The organism is Luteirhabdus pelagi (genome assembly GCF_016827595.1).
In the GTDB taxonomy this organism is placed as follows: Bacteria; Bacteroidota; Bacteroidia; order Flavobacteriales; family Flavobacteriaceae; genus Luteirhabdus; species Luteirhabdus pelagi.
Genome location: NZ_JAECMS010000003.1, coordinates 322,985 through 340,250, shown reverse-complemented (window position 1 = coordinate 340,250; position 17,266 = coordinate 322,985). Strand labels below are relative to the sequence as shown.

Below are 17,266 nucleotides of genomic sequence, written 5' to 3'. Positions count from 1 at the left end.
TTGTAATCGTTCCCCTATGAAGAAAGTGTATTTTGATAGTGCAGCCACGACGCAATTGCGTAGTGAGGTGATTCGGTGTATGACCGAAGTATTGAAAACGGAATATGGCAACGCCTCTTCAACCCATTCGTATGGTCGTTCGGCAAAGTCGTTGTTGGAAAATGCACGAAAAGAAATCGCTGGCTATTTAAACGTTTCAGCACCTGAAATTATCTTCACCTCTGGTGGTACCGAAGCCGATAACCTTATTCTTCAAAGTTGTGTGAACGATTTGGGAGTGAAGCGAATCATTTCGAGCAAGATAGAACATCACGCTGTTTTGGATACGATTTTAGCGCTTCAGGGCTCTCATGATATTGAAGTAGAATATGTAGCCCTAGATGATTGTGGTTTTATCGATTATGAAAACCTTGAAAAGTTGCTGAAGAGTGGTGAAGAAAAGACGCTCGTAAGTTTGATGCATGTCAATAATGAAATAGGCAACATACTCGATATCGATCGTGTTGGAGCCTTGTGTAAGGAGAATAATGCTTTGTTTCATAGCGATACCGTACAATCGGTCGGACATTTCGATTTAGACTTTTCCGAAACGCCAATCGATTTTGCAGCTGTCGCAGCACACAAGTTCCATGGGCCAAAAGGAGCGGGCTTTGCTTTTGTTCGAAAGAATTCTGGCCTACAGCCCTTGTTGAAGGGAGGTGGACAAGAACGTGGATTACGTGCCGGAACGGAAGCGGTCTATGCTATCGCAGGAATGGCAGAAGCCTTGAAATTATCGTATCAGAACCTTGAAAAGGAACGTACTTATATAATCGACCTCAAGAATTATTTTAAAAAGCAACTAGCCTCTGAATTTCCGAAAGTGCATTTTAATGGTGGCTGTTCCGACGACGAAAGAAGTACGTATACATTGCTAAATGTCTGTCTGCCTGTTTCAAAGGAACAAGCGCTCATGTTATTGTTTCAATTAGATTTAAAAGGAATTGCCTGTTCGCAGGGAAGTGCCTGCCAAAGTGGGAGCGACAAAGGCTCGCATGTATTGGAAGAAGTGCTACCGGAAGCCTATCGTGGAAAACCGTCCATTCGCTTTTCCTTCAGTAGCTTCAATACCAAGGAAGAAGTCGATTATGTTATCGATGTCCTTAAGGAATTTATCGAAAAATAGGTTGCTAGAATTTTGCTGTTAGCCTTACGTTGAATACGCGAGGGGTCAAGAAATTCGGAATTGCATATTGTGCCTTGGTGTACACATCACGTACGAACGTATTGGTAATGGAATTCTGCACATCGAATATGTTGAAGATCTCTGCTCCAATGGTTAATTCCTTAAACGGACTGCGCCACCCTGAATCGAATTGCTTATCCTGATGTACCAAGACATAATTCACTCCTAAATCCGCTCTTTTATAATCGCGTAACCGTCGTTGATAATCGTACGGATCGGCGTAACTTGGCGAACCGCCGGGAAGCCCCGTATTGTAAACCAAGTTTAAATACATGCGTAAATCGGGAATTACCTTTACATAATCCTGAAATAATAAGGCAAACTTCAACCGTTGATCGGTAGGTCTAAAAATATAGCCGCGATCGTCGATATTCTCTTCTGTCTTCAAATACCCAAAACTAATCCAGCTTTCCGTTCCTGGAACAAATTCACCTGCCAATCGCATATCCAATCCATACGCATACGCAATAGCATTATTACGTGCCCGATAGCGAATACGAACGTTTTCCAACGTATAAGGGTTCACGTCTGTCAAGGATTTGTAATACGCTTCCGAAGTAAGGGTAAATGGACGTTCCCATAAATCGAAGCTATAATCGTTTCCAAGAACAATATGAACTGATTGCTGTGCTTTTACCCCGGGACGTACCGTTCCGGTAGAATCGCGCAGTTCGCGATAGAAGGGCGGCTGATGATAGAAGCCTCCGGATAAACGGAACAACATATCCATGTCCCAGTTCGGTTTTAAGGCTACTTGAGCCCTTGGACTGACAATCGTTTGATTTGTACTTTCAATACCATCGCCACTAACGGTCCAATTTTGGGCGCGAACGCCTGCATTCAACCAAAGTTCACTTTCACCCCAATTGGTTCGCCGACTCCATTGGGCATATCCCGAGAATCGGTCGATTTGCACATCGTTTTGCGCACGAATATCGGTGAAGGGAACGATAGGCGAATCGAATGGTTCGTATGGTTGGTTATTAGCATAATCTTCAATCGGTGGACGAATGGAAAAACCGGCCGAATCGATTATCTCATATTCTTCAACACGGTCGCGAATGTCTTCATGAGTGTACTTCACTCCGTATTCAATAGTATTATCGCCTAATTTCGCAACACCGCGATGCTGGGCGTTAATGATGAGGGCGTCAAGGTCGTTACGAGCATGGGTTAATTGCGAACCGATACCTTCGCTGAATTCAACTTCACCTACATTATCATCGCCAATATTGGTATTTACTTCACCTAAACGATATTGCGCTAGAATATCATAGTATTCCTGTTCGGTGGTTTGATAAATAGAACCGATAAACTTGGCGGTGTAGTTGTCCGAAACTACATACGTTCCTTTCATCGCGCCGAAGTAAGTGTCGTACCGATCCTGCTCCTGACCTTCATAAAAAACCAATAGCGCTACCGGGTCTGCCAACGTTCCGAAATTCGTTTGACGTGTTAGGGGTTCGTAATCGTATTGGTTGATAGCGATATTTCCCAAAAACCCTAATTCAAACTTATTGGTGAATTTATAGGTAAGATACGTTTGGGCATCCGCAAAGCGAGGTCTAAAATTCGTCTCGGTCTGCTTGGCATCCACAAAAAGACTGTTATCGCGATAACGCAGCCCAACAATTCCCGTTAAACGACCATTTTTTGAAATACCTCCTGCAGAAACACTTGCGCCTAATAAGCTCAAATCGGCCGAAGCGCTGAAATCGGCAGGCCTTCTATAGGTAATATCCAACACAGAGGAAAGCTTGTCGCCGTATTTCGCCTGAAATCCACCGGCCGAGAAATCGACATTAGCGGTAAGATCGCTGTTTACAAAGCTCAATCCTTCCTGTTGACCGCTTCTTATAAGGAAGGGTCTATAGACTTCAATTTCATTTACATATACAAGATTTTCATCGTAATTACCGCCACGAACCGCATATTGTGTACTTAGTTCGTTATTTCCACTCACTCCAGGTAAAGACTTCAGTAGGTTTTCCACGCCAGGTTGCGCGCCCGGAATTTTACGAATGGCCTCGGGACTAATAGTAGTAATTCCTTCCACACGCTTTCTTTGTTTGGTGGAAATAACTACCTGAGTAATTTGCTCGACGTTGGTCTTCATGACCGGATTCAGCTCGTAATCATCATTTCTCCCAAGATTGATAGGAACCTGTACTTTTTTATGGCTGATATGGGTAAAGGTAATCACCACGTCTTCATTTGCTGGAATTTCGATTAAGTAGTAACCGTCGAAGTCGGTAAGGGTACCTTCATTGCCATAAGTTACATTTACACTAGGAATAGGAGTGTTGTTTTCATCGAGTACAACTCCTTTTACAACAGCTTTTTGTGCAAATATTGTGGTTGAAACAAATAGTAAGAGTAGGAGGGCGTAGTTAGTAGTTTTCAAGAAAAAGACGTGTTTATAGTGGTTTTCTGAAAAAAGTCGCCTCAAATGTAGTACTATTTCCAACATTATCGGTAACGATTACTTTCAATTTATTTTCGGTTTCGGTTACGACTTCATCATCGAAATCATAGGTTAGAACGTCTTTTTTGTAATTATATTCCGTCAAGATATATTTTCCGTTCAAGGTAGCCCTGTAATTACTGATGCCGCTCAACTCATCTTCAATCTTTAGTTGAAGCGTTTCGTTGTTGCTGATCCATTTTCCATCGGAAAAGTTCAAAGGTGTGATAGTAGGAACTTCCGTATCAGAAACCAATGCATAGTTGCCAAACGTACGAACCCTGGCCGAGAGTTTATTGCCCTGACGATACGTTGTATTGTAATAGGGATCGCCGTACCAATTTAATCTGCCGATAAATAGTTTGTCCATATCGCTCTCACTATAATTTGAAGCGTCCACCGAAATGGTGATATTTTTATGAAGCGGGATATTGTCTTCATGCAAGTGAAGGGTGTCGCCGTTGGCTTCAATATCAAGATAGGTATCTTCGTATAGGCTCTCTGCCGGGATATATACACTGAACTTTCCTTTGGTGAAGGCGGTTGCTTCATTAGAATAAGCGTAGGAATCTGTTTTGTCGTCTTTCTTGGGCTCCACTATCGGCAGTTCCTTTCCTTCAATAGGAATCGTAATAGTGACAGTGTTTCCCTTAAAATCTTTTACCGCGATGACATAATTTGAATTGAAACCATCTGCTACTGTAATGTAGCCGCTTTCATCTTCATTTTTGATGATGCTCAGGGGATTGTTTGATTCCCGAAATAGTTTTTGCACCCGATTACGATTGTCTTGATAGTACCCATAATCGATATAGCGATTTAAATAGCGCGTTTCAGCAAAAGAGAATTTTTCAAAAAGCACATCAAACTTCTCCGTACCGTTATAATTACTTGTAATGCGATACACACCATTTTTATTGGAGGCGCCATTTAATTGATCATTGGTGCTAACACCAAAGCCTATCTTTCCGAGTGCTGTTATTTTTTCTGTTTTATAGGAACCATCTTTTTGAAGAATCAATCGAAGCTTCATTGGGTTTTGTTTCTGGTCGATATGAGCATCTTCCCCGACAGGATACGCCAAGACGGTGTTGATAAGCGGTTTTTTGGTGTCTGGAATTTCTATTCCGAACAGCATTGGGTTCATAGGGCGCGATGCCGCATCCCGAATTTCAAAGTGAAGGTGTGGTCCGCCGCTGCTTCCACTGTTTCCGGAATAGGCAATGAGTTCACCTTTGCTTACAGGTAGCATATCTGCCTGCGGAAAGAGTTCAATTTCATAGGATTCGTTACGGTATTGTTGTTTTTTCACATAATCCTGAATTGGTCCGGCATACTGCTGAAGGTGCGCATATACAGTACTATATCCATTTGGGTGGTGAATGTAAAGCGCTTTTCCGTAACCGTAATGGGAAACCTTTATGCGACTTACATATCCATCGGCTGGGGCGTAAATAGGAATTCCTTCGCGTTGCTGCGTTTTAATGTCGAGACCACTATGAAAGTGGTTGCTGCGCAATTCGCCAAAACTTCCGGAAAGGATAAGGTCGATATCCATCGGATTGCTAAAATAACCCGTCGGAAGGTCATTTTGACCGTTTATTATTGCGGTGAAAAGTAAAAGTAAAATCGTGAGGTTTTTCATAAAGAATTGCTGCAATGGCATTTATTGAATTGGGGAGCGGCAGTCGGCTTTATCCAACTTCAATAATACAAAAAATTGCAAAAAACAGTTGGCTTATTTAAACGCTAATGTTAACTTTGTGTTAGAAGTATTGAATTGAAAATTGAATGGGAAATCTTTCTCAACTCGTTGATTCTCTTGAAAACAGGGTGAGCAAACTGCTTCACCGGCATGAAAGGTTGAAGCAAGAGTACGCCCAATTGGAGTCGGAATTCACGAAATTGCAGGAACAAAGTGCTTCTGCCGAAAAAGAGGTAGCGGCCTTACGAGATAAAAACACGTCCCTGAAACTTGCCAATTCGATGCTTGGCAGCGACCAACACAAAAAAGATACAAAGCTCAAGATAAATGCTTTAGTTCGGGAAATTGATCATTGTATCGCTCAACTTTCCGAATAATTGAAATACTATGTCGAATCCGCTTAAAATAAAGCTCTCTATTGCCGATCGCGTGTATCCGCTAACCATTCAGCCCTCGCAAGAGGAGGGGTTGCGAATCGCGGCGAAGAAGATAGAGGAAATGATCAAGCGCTTCGAACAAAGCTATGCCGTTCGCGATAAACAGGATGTTTTGGCCATGTGTGCCCTTCAGTTTGCCGCGCAGGTAGAGCAAAAACAAATTGACAAGAATACCGACCTGGAAACGACCGAACAGCGAATAGAAGCGCTGAACGAGATTCTTCAGGAACACTTGTCATAACGTTCTTTAAATACAACAGGTTACTGCCTACATTACATTTTTTTGGTAAACTCAACACTAATTCTTTAAAAAGGGTGAGTTTAAGCTGCAAAAACGAGCCGTCTTTGAGCGGATGTTTGACCAGTTTGTTAGCCCTAAACTTTTTTTTAAGGAGTTTACGCAAAACACGTAATGTAGGCTTTTTTATTGGCTAAACATCAACTAAACAATGGATCAAATAATCATCATAATCATTGTCGCGGTAGTAGCGTTGGCGATAGGATTCTTTATCGCCAAGCTGCTGGAACGAAACAATGCTTCACATGTGGTAAAAGAGGCTGAAAAGAATGCCGCTTCTATCGTAAAAGAGGCAAAGGCCGAGGCAGAATCGATAAAAAAGGATAAAATTCTCCAAGCTAAGGAAAAGTTTATCGAACTGAAATCGGAACACGAAAAGGTCATCCTAAAACGCGACAAAAAGATTTCTGAAGCAGAAAAGCGTACGCGGGATAAAGAATCGCAGGTTTCAAGTGAATTGGCAAAGACCAAAAAGCTCAATGCCGAAATGGAGTCCAAGCAAAAGGATTTCGACGAACGACTCGATATGCTGGAGAAGAAGCGAACAGAGGTCGACAAACTACATCGAAATCAAATAGAACAACTGGAAGTTATCTCTACACTTTCAGCAGAAGAAGCAAAGAAACAGCTACTCGAAAGTCTAAAGGATGAGGCTAAAACAGATGCCATGGCGTATATTCAGAATACCATGGAAGAGGCGAAAATGACGGCGCAACAGGAAGCGCGTAAAATCATTATTAATACGATTCAACGTATCGGTACCGAAGAGGCTATCGACAACTGCGTGTCGGTCTTTAATTTGGAAAGCGATGATGTAAAAGGACGCATTATCGGTCGAGAGGGTAGAAATATCCGAGCCTTAGAGGCAGCTACAGGCGTTGAAATTATTGTAGATGATACACCAGAAGCTATAATCCTGTCTTGTTTCGATTCGGTGCGACGTGAAATTGCGCGTTTGTCCCTACACAAGTTGGTAACGGACGGACGAATCCACCCAGCGCGAATTGAAGAAGTTGTGCGCAAGACAACCAAACAAATCGAAGACGAAATTCTTGAGGTTGGGAAACGTACGGTCATTGACCTTGGAATACATGGCTTACATCCAGAATTGGTGAAAGCTGTGGGACGTATGAAATATCGTTCGTCTTATGGACAAAACTTATTGCACCACTCTCGTGAGGTAGCAAGACTTTGCGGTGTAATGGCGTCTGAATTAGGGTTGAATCCGAAATTGGCCAAACGAGCAGGGTTATTACACGATATAGGAAAAGTACCTGAAACCGAAACTGAGATGCCACACGCACTTTTAGGGATGCAATGGGCAGAGAAATTCGGTGAGAAACCTGAAGTGTGCAACGCCATCGGCGCCCACCACGATGAAATTGAAATGTCGAACCTTCTATCGCCAATCGTTCAGGTATGCGATGCCATAAGTGGTGCGCGACCAGGCGCTCGCCGTCAAGTGTTAGATAGCTATATCCAGCGTTTGAAGGATTTGGAAGATATCGCCTTTGGCTTCAACGGCGTTACAAAAGCATATGCTATTCAAGCCGGACGAGAATTACGCGTTATGGTCGAGAGTGAAAAGGTAAGCGACGATAAAGCGGCGCAGCTTTCTTTTGAAATCACCCAAAAAATTCAAACCGATATGACCTATCCAGGTCAGGTGAAAGTTACCGTTATTCGTGAAACACGGGCGGTAAATATTGCGAAATAGGATAGATTATGATTCAAAATAAGCTTTATTCAAAATGTAGTAGCGTTGTTATTGCGATATTTTGTTTTACCTCTCTGGTAGCCCAAGAAGTGGCTCAAGAAAAAGAAGATTTACCACCTTTAAGTTTCAGCGTGGTAGGGGGATTACATTATGCGGATTACAACTTCCGAGAAGATGATGTATTCGATTTGGAAGGAACTTTTAATGCATATGCTGGAGTTGCTTTACAGTATAAAATTTCAAATACTTTTGGGCTTTATGCTGAATTAAACTTCGCTCGCACTGGAAGTAACTTTACATCTGAAGACATCTCAAATACCAACCCTGATCTCCCAAATTTCTTTGGCAAGGATGCTATTCGGGAATACATTATAAATCTACCTTTATTGTTGAGTGTTCAGTATAACGATCGATTCGATGTGAAAGTGGGACCAAATTTCTTTTATCCAATCGATCAAGATGTTTCCGAAACACTATTTGTATTCACAGATAAAAATGATTTTGAAAATCCAAACATTGGATTTCTTATCGATGTAGGAGCTTATATCATTACAGATTTCAGGGTCGGACTACGATATCTGGTTCATACGCGCAATGAGATAACTGCAACTATCTATTCACTCCACCTGTCATACGATTTATAAAAAAAGCCCCGAAGTTCGGGGCTTTTTTCATTTCAGCATACCACCTACTCATCATATATATTCTCGTATCCCTTCTCTGGACATTCAAAGAACTTACCGGTAATAAAACGATAATTCTTGTTTAGGTTTGAAATCGTCTTCATATCATCCTCATCCAATTCGATACCAGCTGCAATAAAATTGGATTTGATATGGTTTTTCGACGTAGATTTAGGAATGACTGCATTCCCACGATTTAAGTGCCAAGCTAACAACACCTGATGGGGTGTAGCGCTGTGTTTTTTTGCAAGTGTATTGATTTCCTCTATATCTGTAAGACTTGGCTCATCGCCACTTTTCATCTCTTCACTTCGGTCGGTTGATCCTAAGGGTGAATACCCAGTAATATGAATACCTTCTGATTTGCAATAATCGTATAATGATTTTTGTTGAAGGTATGGATGCATTTCCACCTGGTTCATTTCCGGCTTACTATCTGCTTTTTCAACCAAATCCTTCAGTTTTTCCTTGCTGAAATTGGATACCCCAATATGTCTTGCATAGCCACTTTTCTTGGCTTCTTCCATCTGTTTCCAAGTTTCGGTAAGGGGAGCTTCTTCAAGGGAAACAAAATCGGATGTTTTTTCCGGGAATCCGACGCCTTGTTTAAAGGCTACCGGCCAATGCATTAAATATAGGTCAAGATACTCTAGGTTTAACTTCTTCAACGAATCCTGTAACGCTGGAATTACCTGACCTTCTTGGTGTGCGTCATTCCAAAGTTTTGAAGTAACAAACACGTCCTCGCGTAAAATTTCACCTTCATCAAAAACTTCTTTTAGCGCTTCTCCGATTTCTTTTTCATTTCCATAAACTGCAGCTGTATCTATATGCCGATACCCAGCATAAAGCGCATCTTTTACAGCCTGTTTTACATCATTTCCTTTTGCCTTCCATGTCCCAAGGCCTAAGGCATGCATGGAATCTTTATTGTCGAACTTCAATGTTTTCATAATTAATTTCTTTTTTCTTTTCAAAATACGAAAACATCCACCCGACCTAAAGGCTCAGTAGCACTTTAGCGTTTTTTTAACCGAAATTGGCAGTCCTTTACTTTCGTGGGTGAAATTTATGTAAGGTTTCGGTAAGGTGGGAGGTATCCAAATGGGTATAAACCTCTGTAGTTGTAATGCTTTCATGTCCCATCATTTGTTGAATAGCCCGAAGATTGGCGCCGTTTTCCAATAAATGGGTAGCGAAAGAGTGCCGAAATGTATGTGGGCTAACCGTTTTATCAATATTTGCTTCCTTAGCCAATTCCCGAACAATTGTGAAGATCATCGCCCTGGTTAAAGGGTTGCCCCTACGATTTAAAAATAGTATATCACCAGCTCCGGGTGTAATTTCTTGATGAATACGAACTTCGTTTTTATAAATGTTGATATAACGTTGGGTATGTTCGGCTATAGGAACAAAGCGTTCCTTACTACCTTTTCCCATAACTTTAATGAAACCTTCTTCGAAGAATAAGTTTGAAAGTTGAAGATCCAATAATTCGGATACCCGAAGCCCACAACCATAAAGGGTTTCTATGATCGCTCGGTTGCGTTCGCCTTGAGGCGAAGAAAGATCGATGGCAGCTATCATCGCATCGATTTCAGAAACCGAAAGTGTATCGGGTAATTTTCGACCTAGTCGAGGGGCTTCGATGAGCTCCATGGGGTTTGCGGCGCGATATTCTTCAAATACGAGATAGTTGAAAAATGTGCGTAACCCGGAAATGATTCTTCCCTGCGTTCGCGGCTTGACTTCCTTGGCGATATCGTAGATAAATTCCTGAAGGACTTCTTCACCAATTTCCACAGGGTTATTATTAATGTTATTCGCTTCTAGCCATCGCGTCAACTTTTGAAGATCTAGGGTGTAATTGGTTATCGTATTCTTCGATAGCCCCCGTTCAATTCGAAGGTAATTCTGAAAATCGGTAATGGCCGTCATCCATTTCATACTGCTAAAGTCTATATTTTAAGAATGATTTAAAAGTTATCGGATAAGAAGTTGATGCGATTAACGTTATCTTTAGGACAAACTATATAAACCTAAAAATTATGAAAAATCTAATAATTGGGGTGTTTTGCGCCTTATTTTCAATCACCGCTATAGGACAAGGGTTAGACTTTGGAGTTAAGGCAGGTGTAAATTTTGCTACGATTACCGATGCTACAGGTTTGGATAACCGTACAGGCTTTGTTGGAGGAATTTTTATTGGCGGTAAGTTTAATGATAATATTGGCATTCAGGCCGATCTACTGTATTCGCAACAGGGCGCAGAATTTGAATTGGGAGAATTTAATTTAGATTATGTAAATGTCCCAATTGTTTTGAAGTATTATTTGGGAGATGTATTCAATATTCAGGTAGGGCCACAATTTGGTATCTTGGTGAATGATGAAGCACAAACAGTGGTAGGAGAGGTTATTAACGATTTAGCTACAAATGAATTCGATTTATCTGGAGTAGTTGGTCTTGGTGCAGATCTTCCTTTGGGGTTACGGGTCGAAGGTCGTTACAACTTTGGACTTACCGATATTCCGGATGAACCAGAATTTAATAAAGGTAAAAACAGCGTTATTACCTTATCTGTAGGATACTCGTTCCTCTAATGGCAAATAACCGTTGGTAGTTTTTATGTTATTAGTAAATTGCGCTCCGTTTTTTACTAATTAATATAACCTATTTAAAAATGAAAAAACTACTTATGTTTGCTGCAGTAGCCTTGTTGGGTGCTGTAGTTTATGCCCAGGAAAATGAGTCGACAGGAGGATATTCAAATGGTGATGTCTTTATCTCCGGAGCTGCGTCCTATGTGTCCGAATCTATTGATGATGTTTCGGAAAATGGTTTTTCTGTAATGCCTCGTCTTGGCTTCTTCGTTTCTGATAATATCGCATTGGGTGCGGAAGTCGGATATGGCTTTGTTCAAACAAAATTTGATGGGGATGAAGTAGGGAAGACCGATTCCTTCTCAGTTGGAGCTTTTGGACGCTATTATGCTACCGTAGGAAATCAATTTTCTCTTTTTGGTGAACTTGGTTTTGATTATGTGAGTTCTGAAGAAATTGATTTTGAATTCGATTTGGGCGAATACAAGCTGACAGGATTTGAAATTGCCGTTGCACCGGGCATCAGCTATTTTGTTTCCGATAACTTCGCCATTGAGGCGACAGTGGGGCTGTTGAGCTATAGTTCTTTAAAACCTGATTTTCGAGAAGCAGAAGCATTGAATACTTTTGCAACTGGATTAGGGTTTAATGATATCAATTTTGCTCTTAATTATAAATTCTAAATAACATTGGGTAATGGGAAAAGCGGTGAGTATCACCGCTTTTTTCGTTTATAACTGTTTTAAATAATAAAAATAATTAAAACATAATAAACTGTTATTCAGTGGTTTGATCGTTAATTTAAGGTCGGTTTTACAAAGGTTTAATTTTCTATAATTTTTTTTACTAGTTTTGACACAACTAATTTTAAACAATTCAATTATGAAAAAACTAGTACTTTTCGCAGCCGTTGCTGTTTTTGGATTAACTACGATGACCGCTCAAGAAGTTCGATTGGGAGCTAAAGCTGGTGTTAACTTTGCATCGATTGGTGGAGATGGAACCGATGGCGTAGATGGGCGTACGAGCTTCCATGTTGGTGGGCTTGTTGAAATTCCTATCTCTGAGAAGTTTTCTGTTCAACCTGAACTTTTATACTCATCACAGGGAGCTAAAAGTGAATATACCGAGGATTTTGGCTTCGGAGTAACCGCGGATGTAGAAGAAAAACTGAAACTGGACTATATCAATATTCCTATTTTAGCTAAGTTTTATGTTGCAGAGGGATTTAGCCTTCAGGCAGGTCCGCAAATAGGATTTTTAGTATCAGCAAATGCTGAGATAGAATATAGTGCTGAGGGAGAATCTGATTCGGAAGATGCGGATGTATCTGATTTCTATTCAGGATTGGATCTTGGAGTTGGTGCTGGTGCTGGTTACCGTTTAAATAACGGTGTGTTTTTCCAAGCACGTTATGTATTAGGATTATCTAATATCAATGACTTTGAAGGATCTGATGATTTCAAAAACCAAAATAATGTTATTCAAGTTTCTGTAGGATATTCTTTCTAAGAAGTTTATTTTTCTGAATAGAAAACGGAAGGCTACTGCCTTCCGTTTTTTTTATTTGTATTTTTAAAATATGAAAATCATCATCATCAACGGGCCAAACCTAAACCTTTTGGGTAAGCGTGAAAACGACATCTATGGAGATCAGTCGTTTTCGGAATTGTTTAGTAAACTTCAATTTAAATATAAGGAAGTCGAGCTTTCCCAATTCCAATCGAATATAGAAGGTGAATTAATCGATAAAATTCAAGAAGTAGGCTACGAGTATGATGGTATAATCTTAAATGCAGCAGCCTATACGCACACTTCGGTAGGAATAGGCGATGCCGTAAAAGCGATTGAAACACCCGTAGTCGAAGTGCATATTTCGAACGTTTACGCTCGTGAAGAGTTTCGACATGTTTCCTTCATTTCTCCTAATGCTAGGGGAATCATCATAGGTTTTGGCCTACAAAGCTATGAGCTAGCAATTGAAAGCTTTTTATCCCAATAAAAAACGCCCCTTTTAAAGAGGCGTTCTTAAGTTTTGTTACCGTACCGTAATATTATAAATGTATTACTTCATCGTAAGCATCGGCGGTGGCCTCCATTACCGCTTCACTCATCGTTGGATGTGGATGTACAGCCTTTAATACTTCATGACCGGTCGTTTCCAACTTACGTCCTAACACCGCTTCGGCAATCATATCGGTAACACCGGCGCCAATCATATGGCAACCTAGCCATTCACCATATTTGGCATCAAAAATCACCTTTACAAAACCGTCTTTAGTTCCTGCAGCACTTGCCTTTCCACTGGCAGAGAATGGAAATTTACCAATTTTTAATTCATATCCTGCTTCCTTCGCCTGCTTTTCGGTCATACCTACGCTGGCAATCTCTGGTGAAGCATACGTACAACCTGGAATGTTTCCGTAGTCCATTGCTTCCACGTGCATGCCTGCAATTTTTTCGACACAGGTAATACCCTCAGCTGATGCCACGTGTGCCAACGCTTGCCCAGGAACACAATCGCCAATTGCATAATACCCTGGGATATTGGTTTGATACCAATCATTCACCATGATTTTTCCTTTATCGGTTGCAATGCCAACATCCTCTAATCCGATGTTTTCAAGATTCGCGGTAATTCCTACAGCGGACAATACGATATCGGCTTCAAGGGTTTCTTCGCCTTTTTTGGTTTTTACCGTTGCTTTTACGCCACTTCCTGAAGTGTCTACCTTTTCAACAGAAGAATTGGTCATGACTTTTATACCCGCTTTTTTGAACGATTTTTCAAATTGCTTAGAAACATCTTCATCTTCCAAAGGAACTAAGTTGGGAAGAAATTCGACTATCGTTACTTCCGTTCCCATAGCATTATAGAAATGAGCAAATTCAACGCCTATAGCACCGCTTCCTACAACTATCATTTTCTTTGGTTGCTTATCTAAGGTCATTGCTTCACGATACCCAATCACCTTTTTTCCGTCTTGTTTCAAGTTTGGAAGTTCGCGGGAGCGTGCTCCAGTAGCGATTATAATATGGTGGGCACTGTATTCGGTACCATCGACATCTACTTTCTTACCAGGCTTTAGTTTCCCGAAGCCTTCAATAACGTCGATTTTATTCTTCTTCATTAAAAACTGAACGCCTTTACTCATACCGTTGGCCACATCGCGACTTCTTTTAATCACTTTTCCGAAGTCCTTTCCAGCTTCTTTTACCGTTAGGCCATAGTCTTCAGCATGGTTAAGATATTCGAATACTTGGGCGCTTTTCAACAAAGCTTTGGTAGGGATACATCCCCAATTCAAACAAACACCACCTAAGCTTTCCTTTTCAACCACAGCGGTTTTAAATCCTAATTGGGAGGCGCGAATAGCTGTAACGTAGCCACCTGGGCCACTTCCTAAGACAATTACATCGTATTTACTCATCGTTTCAGTTTAAGTCGTTATATCAGGGCAACGAAGGTACGAAATGATAGGCGAACGTGCCAAGAAAAAATGTGAATGGTAAGGGTGAATGGTGATCCGTGTACAGTGATTCGTGAACTGTGAACCGTGAGCGGTGATTCGCGAATCTTAACGCGTAAAGGAGTAGAGAATTCAGAATTAGGAATGAAGAATTCAGAATCCAGAATTTGGACAAAATAATAATTACAATCTCTTTTAAACTACAACTCCGCCTGAACGTACCTGTCCGAATGAGGTCGGGCGGGCTACAACCTTCACTTATAAATCAATTATATAGTGTATTTGGTAGAACGTAAAGCTTATTGCGTTCTTACTCTTCCTCGAAATCTACCGAGAGTGAGTTCACGCAATACCGTTGCCCGGTTTCCGTAGGCCCATCATTGAAGACATGCCCTAGGTGACTACCGCAATTAGCGCACAGAATTTCAGTGCGAATCATACCCAGGGATCGGTCTTTTTCGTATTCTACGGCACCTTCAATGGCTTCGTCGAATGAAGGCCAGCCACAACCGCTGTCGAATTTACTGTTGCTCTCAAACAAGGGTTGGTGACAGGCGCCACAGACATATTGGCCATCCTGAAAATGCATATTATACTTTCCAGTAAATGGTCTTTCTGTACCCTTTTCACGAAGAATACGATAGCGCTCCTCTCCAAGTTGTTCGCGCCATTCGCTAGGCGATTTTGTTACTTCATAGTTACTCATCGATAGGTTCTTTTTGTCCCTTTGGTATAAAATCTAATGCTACACCGTTTATGCAATGCCGCTTTCCTGTGGTATCCCTAGGCCCATCATTGAATACATGTCCCAAGTGTCCACCACAAGTCGCACAATGCTCTTCTGTTCGGGTGTATCCCAATTTTTTATCGGTAGAAAATGCTACGTTCCCCTCGATCTCACGATCGAAACTCGGCCATCCGGTTCCGCTATCAAATTTATGTTCGCTTTTGAATACAGGTGTACCACATCCAGCACAGACAAATGTGCCAGGTTCGTACACTTTATTTAAGGGACTAGAAAAAGGTCGTTCCGTTGCTTCTTCACGAAGCACTTGGTATTCCATATCGGTTAGTTCGGCTTTCCACTCCGCTTCCGTTTTGGTTACTTCAAACGATTCCTTCTTTTGATCTTGGGCTTTCCCGTTACAGCTAATAAGCAGAACGGCAATTACCAAAAGACTTACATATTTCATTATTGTTCGATATTTGGGGTTTCAATCATATTCACATCGAGATTGAGTAGTTGTTCCATTGTAAGATTTGCATCCGCAAATTCAGCTGGAACAACCGCTATCCTAAAAGTTTGGTCGTTTGTGAAAGTACTTCCTAACGTATTCAGAGGAAAATTTGCATCCAAGAAAATTTTGGTATCAAAGAAGGTATGATCAAAAGTGTAGAGTAATGTTCCTTGCTCTACAAAATATGTTTGCGGCAATTGACTCCAAATATCTACATCACCGTCAACCCCTTCCAGTAAATACACTAATACTACATCACTTTCAAAAACTTCAACACCAAAATCGTTGAAATTAATGAATTGTGAATAGTTATTGGCTTGATTAAAATCGACCGTTACTTCAATAACTTGTCCTAAAAAATCAGCTCCGGGGGGTCCGGGAGGTCCAGGATCGCCTTCACAGGAAGAAAAGAAAAAAGTCGTAGAAAGTGCTAAAAATAAAAGTAATTGTTTCATGGGTTTGTGGTTTTAGTAGGGAAGTATCAAATCCCGTTCCAACTTTAAAAATTTTTTATGATAAATGTCGGTATATATCCTTACTTTTAAAATGAAAACGTGAAAATTACGAACCATGAAATTTAAAAAAACACTTTCTATAGTAGCAATTGCAGCTTTTGCTATTGCGTGCAGTACAAACCCTTTTACGGGTAAAAAAACATTGGCGTTGGTGCCGAATTCACAAATCTTGCCGATGGCTTACCAACAATATGATCAATTTTTACAAGAAAATCAGGTGGTAACAGGCACCTCTGAAAGTAGATTAATTAAAAATGTTGGTCAAAAAATCGCCACGGCTTCTGAACGATATCTTACTTCGAATGGATATGCAGGGTATTTGAAAAATTATGAGTGGGAATATAATTTAGTTCAGGATGAGGCCGTAAATGCTTGGTGTATGCCTGGCGGTAAAATAGTTTTTTACACAGGAATTATGCCTATTGTTCAAGATGAAGCAGGCGTGGCGGCGGTTATGGGGCATGAGGTTGCCCACGCATTGGCAAATCACGGACAGCAACGAATAAGTGCAACTCAGCTACAACAATTAGGAGCTGTAGCTGGAAATATTGCCCTGGCTGACAGTCCTGAAAATCAACAAATTTTCAACACTGCTTATGGATTAGGCTCAAACGTTGGCGTAATGCTGCCTTTCAGTAGAAAGCACGAAACGGAGGCTGACCGTATTGGATTGACATTAATGGCAATTGCAGGATACGATCCGGTTGCAGCCGTACAGGTATGGCAACGTATGAGTCAGCAAGGCGGAGGAGCACCACCGGAATTCTTAAGTACGCACCCTTCAAATCAAACAAGGATAAACAATCTCCAAAATTGGGCAGCAGAGGCAAAAGCTGAAGCTCGTAAGTATGGCGTTACTTCCTTTAAGAAATAGTAATCCTCGATAAAGCTATACCCTAGATAATTTTAGT

Annotated in this window: 18 protein-coding genes and 1 other RNA gene; 11 read left to right on the top strand and 8 right to left on the bottom strand. The window is 41.0% G+C overall.

Annotation, left to right across the window (positions count from 1 at the left end):
• The first annotated feature begins 16 nt into the window (after positions 1–16).
• A complete protein-coding gene (locus tag I4Q58_RS10820) occupies positions 17–1,165 on the top strand; it encodes a cysteine desulfurase family protein (protein ID WP_203295878.1) in 1,149 nt (382 codons plus the stop codon).
• A 4-nt stretch (positions 1,166–1,169) separates the two neighbouring features.
• Here the strand turns inward: I4Q58_RS10820 and I4Q58_RS10815 are convergent, their stop codons facing one another.
• Together I4Q58_RS10815 and I4Q58_RS10810 are read right to left on the bottom strand one after the other, a co-directional pair.
• Positions 1,170–3,629 carry a TonB-dependent receptor gene (locus I4Q58_RS10815; protein ID WP_236002894.1) on the bottom strand — a complete coding sequence of 820 codons (2,460 nt, stop codon included), beginning with the start codon at positions 3,627–3,629 and terminating at the stop codon, positions 1,170–1,172.
• A gap of 13 nt (positions 3,630–3,642) precedes the next feature.
• Positions 3,643–5,334, bottom strand: coding sequence for a M23 family metallopeptidase (locus tag I4Q58_RS10810; RefSeq protein WP_203295876.1), 1,692 nt, complete (start codon positions 5,332–5,334; stop codon positions 3,643–3,645).
• Positions 5,335–5,480: 146 nt separating this feature from the next.
• Between I4Q58_RS10810 and I4Q58_RS10805 the strand changes: the two genes are divergently transcribed.
• The 5 genes from I4Q58_RS10805 (at position 5,481) to I4Q58_RS10785 (ending at position 8,490) form a co-directional block, all read left to right on the top strand.
• Positions 5,481–5,771, top strand: a complete 291-nt coding sequence (locus I4Q58_RS10805) for a cell division protein ZapB (protein ID WP_203295875.1) — start codon at positions 5,481–5,483, stop codon at positions 5,769–5,771.
• Positions 5,772–5,781: 10 nt separating this feature from the next.
• Positions 5,782–6,072 (top strand): cell division protein ZapA, encoded by a 291-nt coding sequence (locus I4Q58_RS10800; protein ID WP_203295874.1) that lies wholly within the window; start codon positions 5,782–5,784, stop codon positions 6,070–6,072.
• Positions 6,073–6,121: 49 nt separating this feature from the next.
• Positions 6,122–6,229, top strand: a non-coding RNA gene (gene ssrS, locus I4Q58_RS10795) — 6S RNA.
• A gap of 51 nt (positions 6,230–6,280) precedes the next feature.
• Entirely contained in the window at positions 6,281–7,846 is a 1,566-nt protein-coding gene (gene rny / locus I4Q58_RS10790) for a ribonuclease Y (protein WP_203295873.1), read from the top strand.
• Between the two features lie 8 nt (positions 7,847–7,854).
• Positions 7,855–8,490, top strand: coding sequence for an outer membrane beta-barrel protein (locus I4Q58_RS10785; RefSeq protein ID WP_203295872.1), 636 nt, complete (start codon positions 7,855–7,857; stop codon positions 8,488–8,490).
• Between the two features lie 44 nt (positions 8,491–8,534).
• On the opposite strand, the gene I4Q58_RS10780 is transcribed toward I4Q58_RS10785, so the two are convergent.
• Complete coding sequence (locus I4Q58_RS10780) at positions 8,535–9,482, bottom strand: aldo/keto reductase (RefSeq protein WP_203295871.1); 948 nt, start codon at positions 9,480–9,482, stop codon at positions 8,535–8,537.
• Positions 9,483–9,579: 97 nt separating this feature from the next.
• Positions 9,580–10,476 carry a site-specific tyrosine recombinase/integron integrase gene (gene xerA / locus I4Q58_RS10775; protein ID WP_203295870.1) on the bottom strand — a complete coding sequence of 299 codons (897 nt, stop codon included), beginning with the start codon at positions 10,474–10,476 and terminating at the stop codon, positions 9,580–9,582.
• 101 nt (positions 10,477–10,577) lie between these two features.
• On the opposite strand from xerA, the gene I4Q58_RS10770 reads away from it, so the two are divergent.
• The 4 genes from I4Q58_RS10770 (at position 10,578) to aroQ (ending at position 13,134) form a co-directional block, all read left to right on the top strand.
• Entirely contained in the window at positions 10,578–11,132 is a 555-nt protein-coding gene (locus tag I4Q58_RS10770; protein WP_203295869.1) for a porin family protein, read from the top strand.
• An 80-nt stretch (positions 11,133–11,212) separates the two neighbouring features.
• The gene (locus I4Q58_RS10765; protein WP_203295868.1) at positions 11,213–11,815 is read left to right on the top strand and encodes an outer membrane beta-barrel protein; all 603 of its coding nucleotides are present in this window, start codon (positions 11,213–11,215) and stop codon (positions 11,813–11,815) included.
• A 199-nt stretch (positions 11,816–12,014) separates the two neighbouring features.
• Positions 12,015–12,644 (top strand): porin family protein, encoded by a 630-nt coding sequence (locus I4Q58_RS10760; RefSeq protein WP_203295867.1) that lies wholly within the window; start codon positions 12,015–12,017, stop codon positions 12,642–12,644.
• Positions 12,645–12,714: 70 nt separating this feature from the next.
• Positions 12,715–13,134 (top strand): type II 3-dehydroquinate dehydratase, encoded by a 420-nt coding sequence (aroQ, locus tag I4Q58_RS10755; RefSeq protein WP_203295866.1) that lies wholly within the window; start codon positions 12,715–12,717, stop codon positions 13,132–13,134.
• 52 nt (positions 13,135–13,186) lie between these two features.
• Here the strand turns inward: aroQ and lpdA are convergent, their stop codons facing one another.
• The 4 genes from lpdA to I4Q58_RS10735 all read right to left on the bottom strand — a co-directional run bounded on the left by lpdA (position 13,187) and on the right by I4Q58_RS10735 (position 16,295).
• Positions 13,187–14,563: a dihydrolipoyl dehydrogenase gene (gene lpdA, locus I4Q58_RS10750; RefSeq protein WP_203295865.1), complete on the bottom strand. Its 1,377-nt coding sequence runs from the start codon at positions 14,561–14,563 to the stop codon at positions 13,187–13,189.
• 349 nt (positions 14,564–14,912) lie between these two features.
• Positions 14,913–15,308: a peptide-methionine (R)-S-oxide reductase MsrB gene (msrB, locus tag I4Q58_RS10745; protein WP_203295864.1), complete on the bottom strand. Its 396-nt coding sequence runs from the start codon at positions 15,306–15,308 to the stop codon at positions 14,913–14,915.
• Positions 15,301–15,795, bottom strand: coding sequence for a peptide-methionine (R)-S-oxide reductase MsrB (gene msrB / locus I4Q58_RS10740; protein ID WP_203295863.1), 495 nt, complete (start codon positions 15,793–15,795; stop codon positions 15,301–15,303). The genes msrB (I4Q58_RS10745) and msrB (I4Q58_RS10740) overlap by 8 nt, the downstream gene beginning before the upstream one ends.
• The gene (locus I4Q58_RS10735) at positions 15,795–16,295 is read right to left on the bottom strand and encodes a hypothetical protein (protein ID WP_203295862.1); all 501 of its coding nucleotides are present in this window, start codon (positions 16,293–16,295) and stop codon (positions 15,795–15,797) included. The genes msrB (I4Q58_RS10740) and I4Q58_RS10735 overlap by 1 nt, the downstream gene beginning before the upstream one ends.
• A 115-nt stretch (positions 16,296–16,410) precedes the next feature.
• Between I4Q58_RS10735 and I4Q58_RS10730 the strand changes: the two genes are divergently transcribed.
• Complete coding sequence (locus I4Q58_RS10730; RefSeq protein WP_203295861.1) at positions 16,411–17,229, top strand: M48 family metallopeptidase; 819 nt, start codon at positions 16,411–16,413, stop codon at positions 17,227–17,229.
• Positions 17,230–17,266: the final 37 nt, after the last annotated feature.

What these genes read in the sequence shown, in the direction of transcription:
- I4Q58_RS10820 (WP_203295878.1), top strand. Translation starts at nt 17, where the DNA reads ATGAAGAAAGTGTATTTTGATAGTGCAGCCACGACGCAATTGCGTAGT.
- I4Q58_RS10810 (WP_203295876.1), bottom strand. Translation starts at nt 5,334, where the DNA reads ATGAAAAACCTCACGATTTTACTTTTACTTTTCACCGCAATAATAAAC.
- I4Q58_RS10805 (WP_203295875.1), top strand. Translation starts at nt 5,481, where the DNA reads ATGGGAAATCTTTCTCAACTCGTTGATTCTCTTGAAAACAGGGTGAGC.
- I4Q58_RS10800 (WP_203295874.1), top strand. Translation starts at nt 5,782, where the DNA reads ATGTCGAATCCGCTTAAAATAAAGCTCTCTATTGCCGATCGCGTGTAT.
- rny (WP_203295873.1), top strand. Translation starts at nt 6,281, where the DNA reads ATGGATCAAATAATCATCATAATCATTGTCGCGGTAGTAGCGTTGGCG.
- I4Q58_RS10785 (WP_203295872.1), top strand. Translation starts at nt 7,855, where the DNA reads ATGATTCAAAATAAGCTTTATTCAAAATGTAGTAGCGTTGTTATTGCG.
- I4Q58_RS10780 (WP_203295871.1), bottom strand. Translation starts at nt 9,482, where the DNA reads ATGAAAACATTGAAGTTCGACAATAAAGATTCCATGCATGCCTTAGGC.
- xerA (WP_203295870.1), bottom strand. Translation starts at nt 10,476, where the DNA reads ATGAAATGGATGACGGCCATTACCGATTTTCAGAATTACCTTCGAATT.
- I4Q58_RS10770 (WP_203295869.1), top strand. Translation starts at nt 10,578, where the DNA reads ATGAAAAATCTAATAATTGGGGTGTTTTGCGCCTTATTTTCAATCACC.
- I4Q58_RS10765 (WP_203295868.1), top strand. Translation starts at nt 11,213, where the DNA reads ATGAAAAAACTACTTATGTTTGCTGCAGTAGCCTTGTTGGGTGCTGTA.
- I4Q58_RS10760 (WP_203295867.1), top strand. Translation starts at nt 12,015, where the DNA reads ATGAAAAAACTAGTACTTTTCGCAGCCGTTGCTGTTTTTGGATTAACT.
- aroQ (WP_203295866.1), top strand. Translation starts at nt 12,715, where the DNA reads ATGAAAATCATCATCATCAACGGGCCAAACCTAAACCTTTTGGGTAAG.
- lpdA (WP_203295865.1), bottom strand. Translation starts at nt 14,563, where the DNA reads ATGAGTAAATACGATGTAATTGTCTTAGGAAGTGGCCCAGGTGGCTAC.
- msrB (WP_203295864.1), bottom strand. Translation starts at nt 15,308, where the DNA reads ATGAGTAACTATGAAGTAACAAAATCGCCTAGCGAATGGCGCGAACAA.
- msrB (WP_203295863.1), bottom strand. Translation starts at nt 15,795, where the DNA reads ATGAAATATGTAAGTCTTTTGGTAATTGCCGTTCTGCTTATTAGCTGT.
- I4Q58_RS10735 (WP_203295862.1), bottom strand. Translation starts at nt 16,295, where the DNA reads ATGAAACAATTACTTTTATTTTTAGCACTTTCTACGACTTTTTTCTTT.
- I4Q58_RS10730 (WP_203295861.1), top strand. Translation starts at nt 16,411, where the DNA reads ATGAAATTTAAAAAAACACTTTCTATAGTAGCAATTGCAGCTTTTGCT.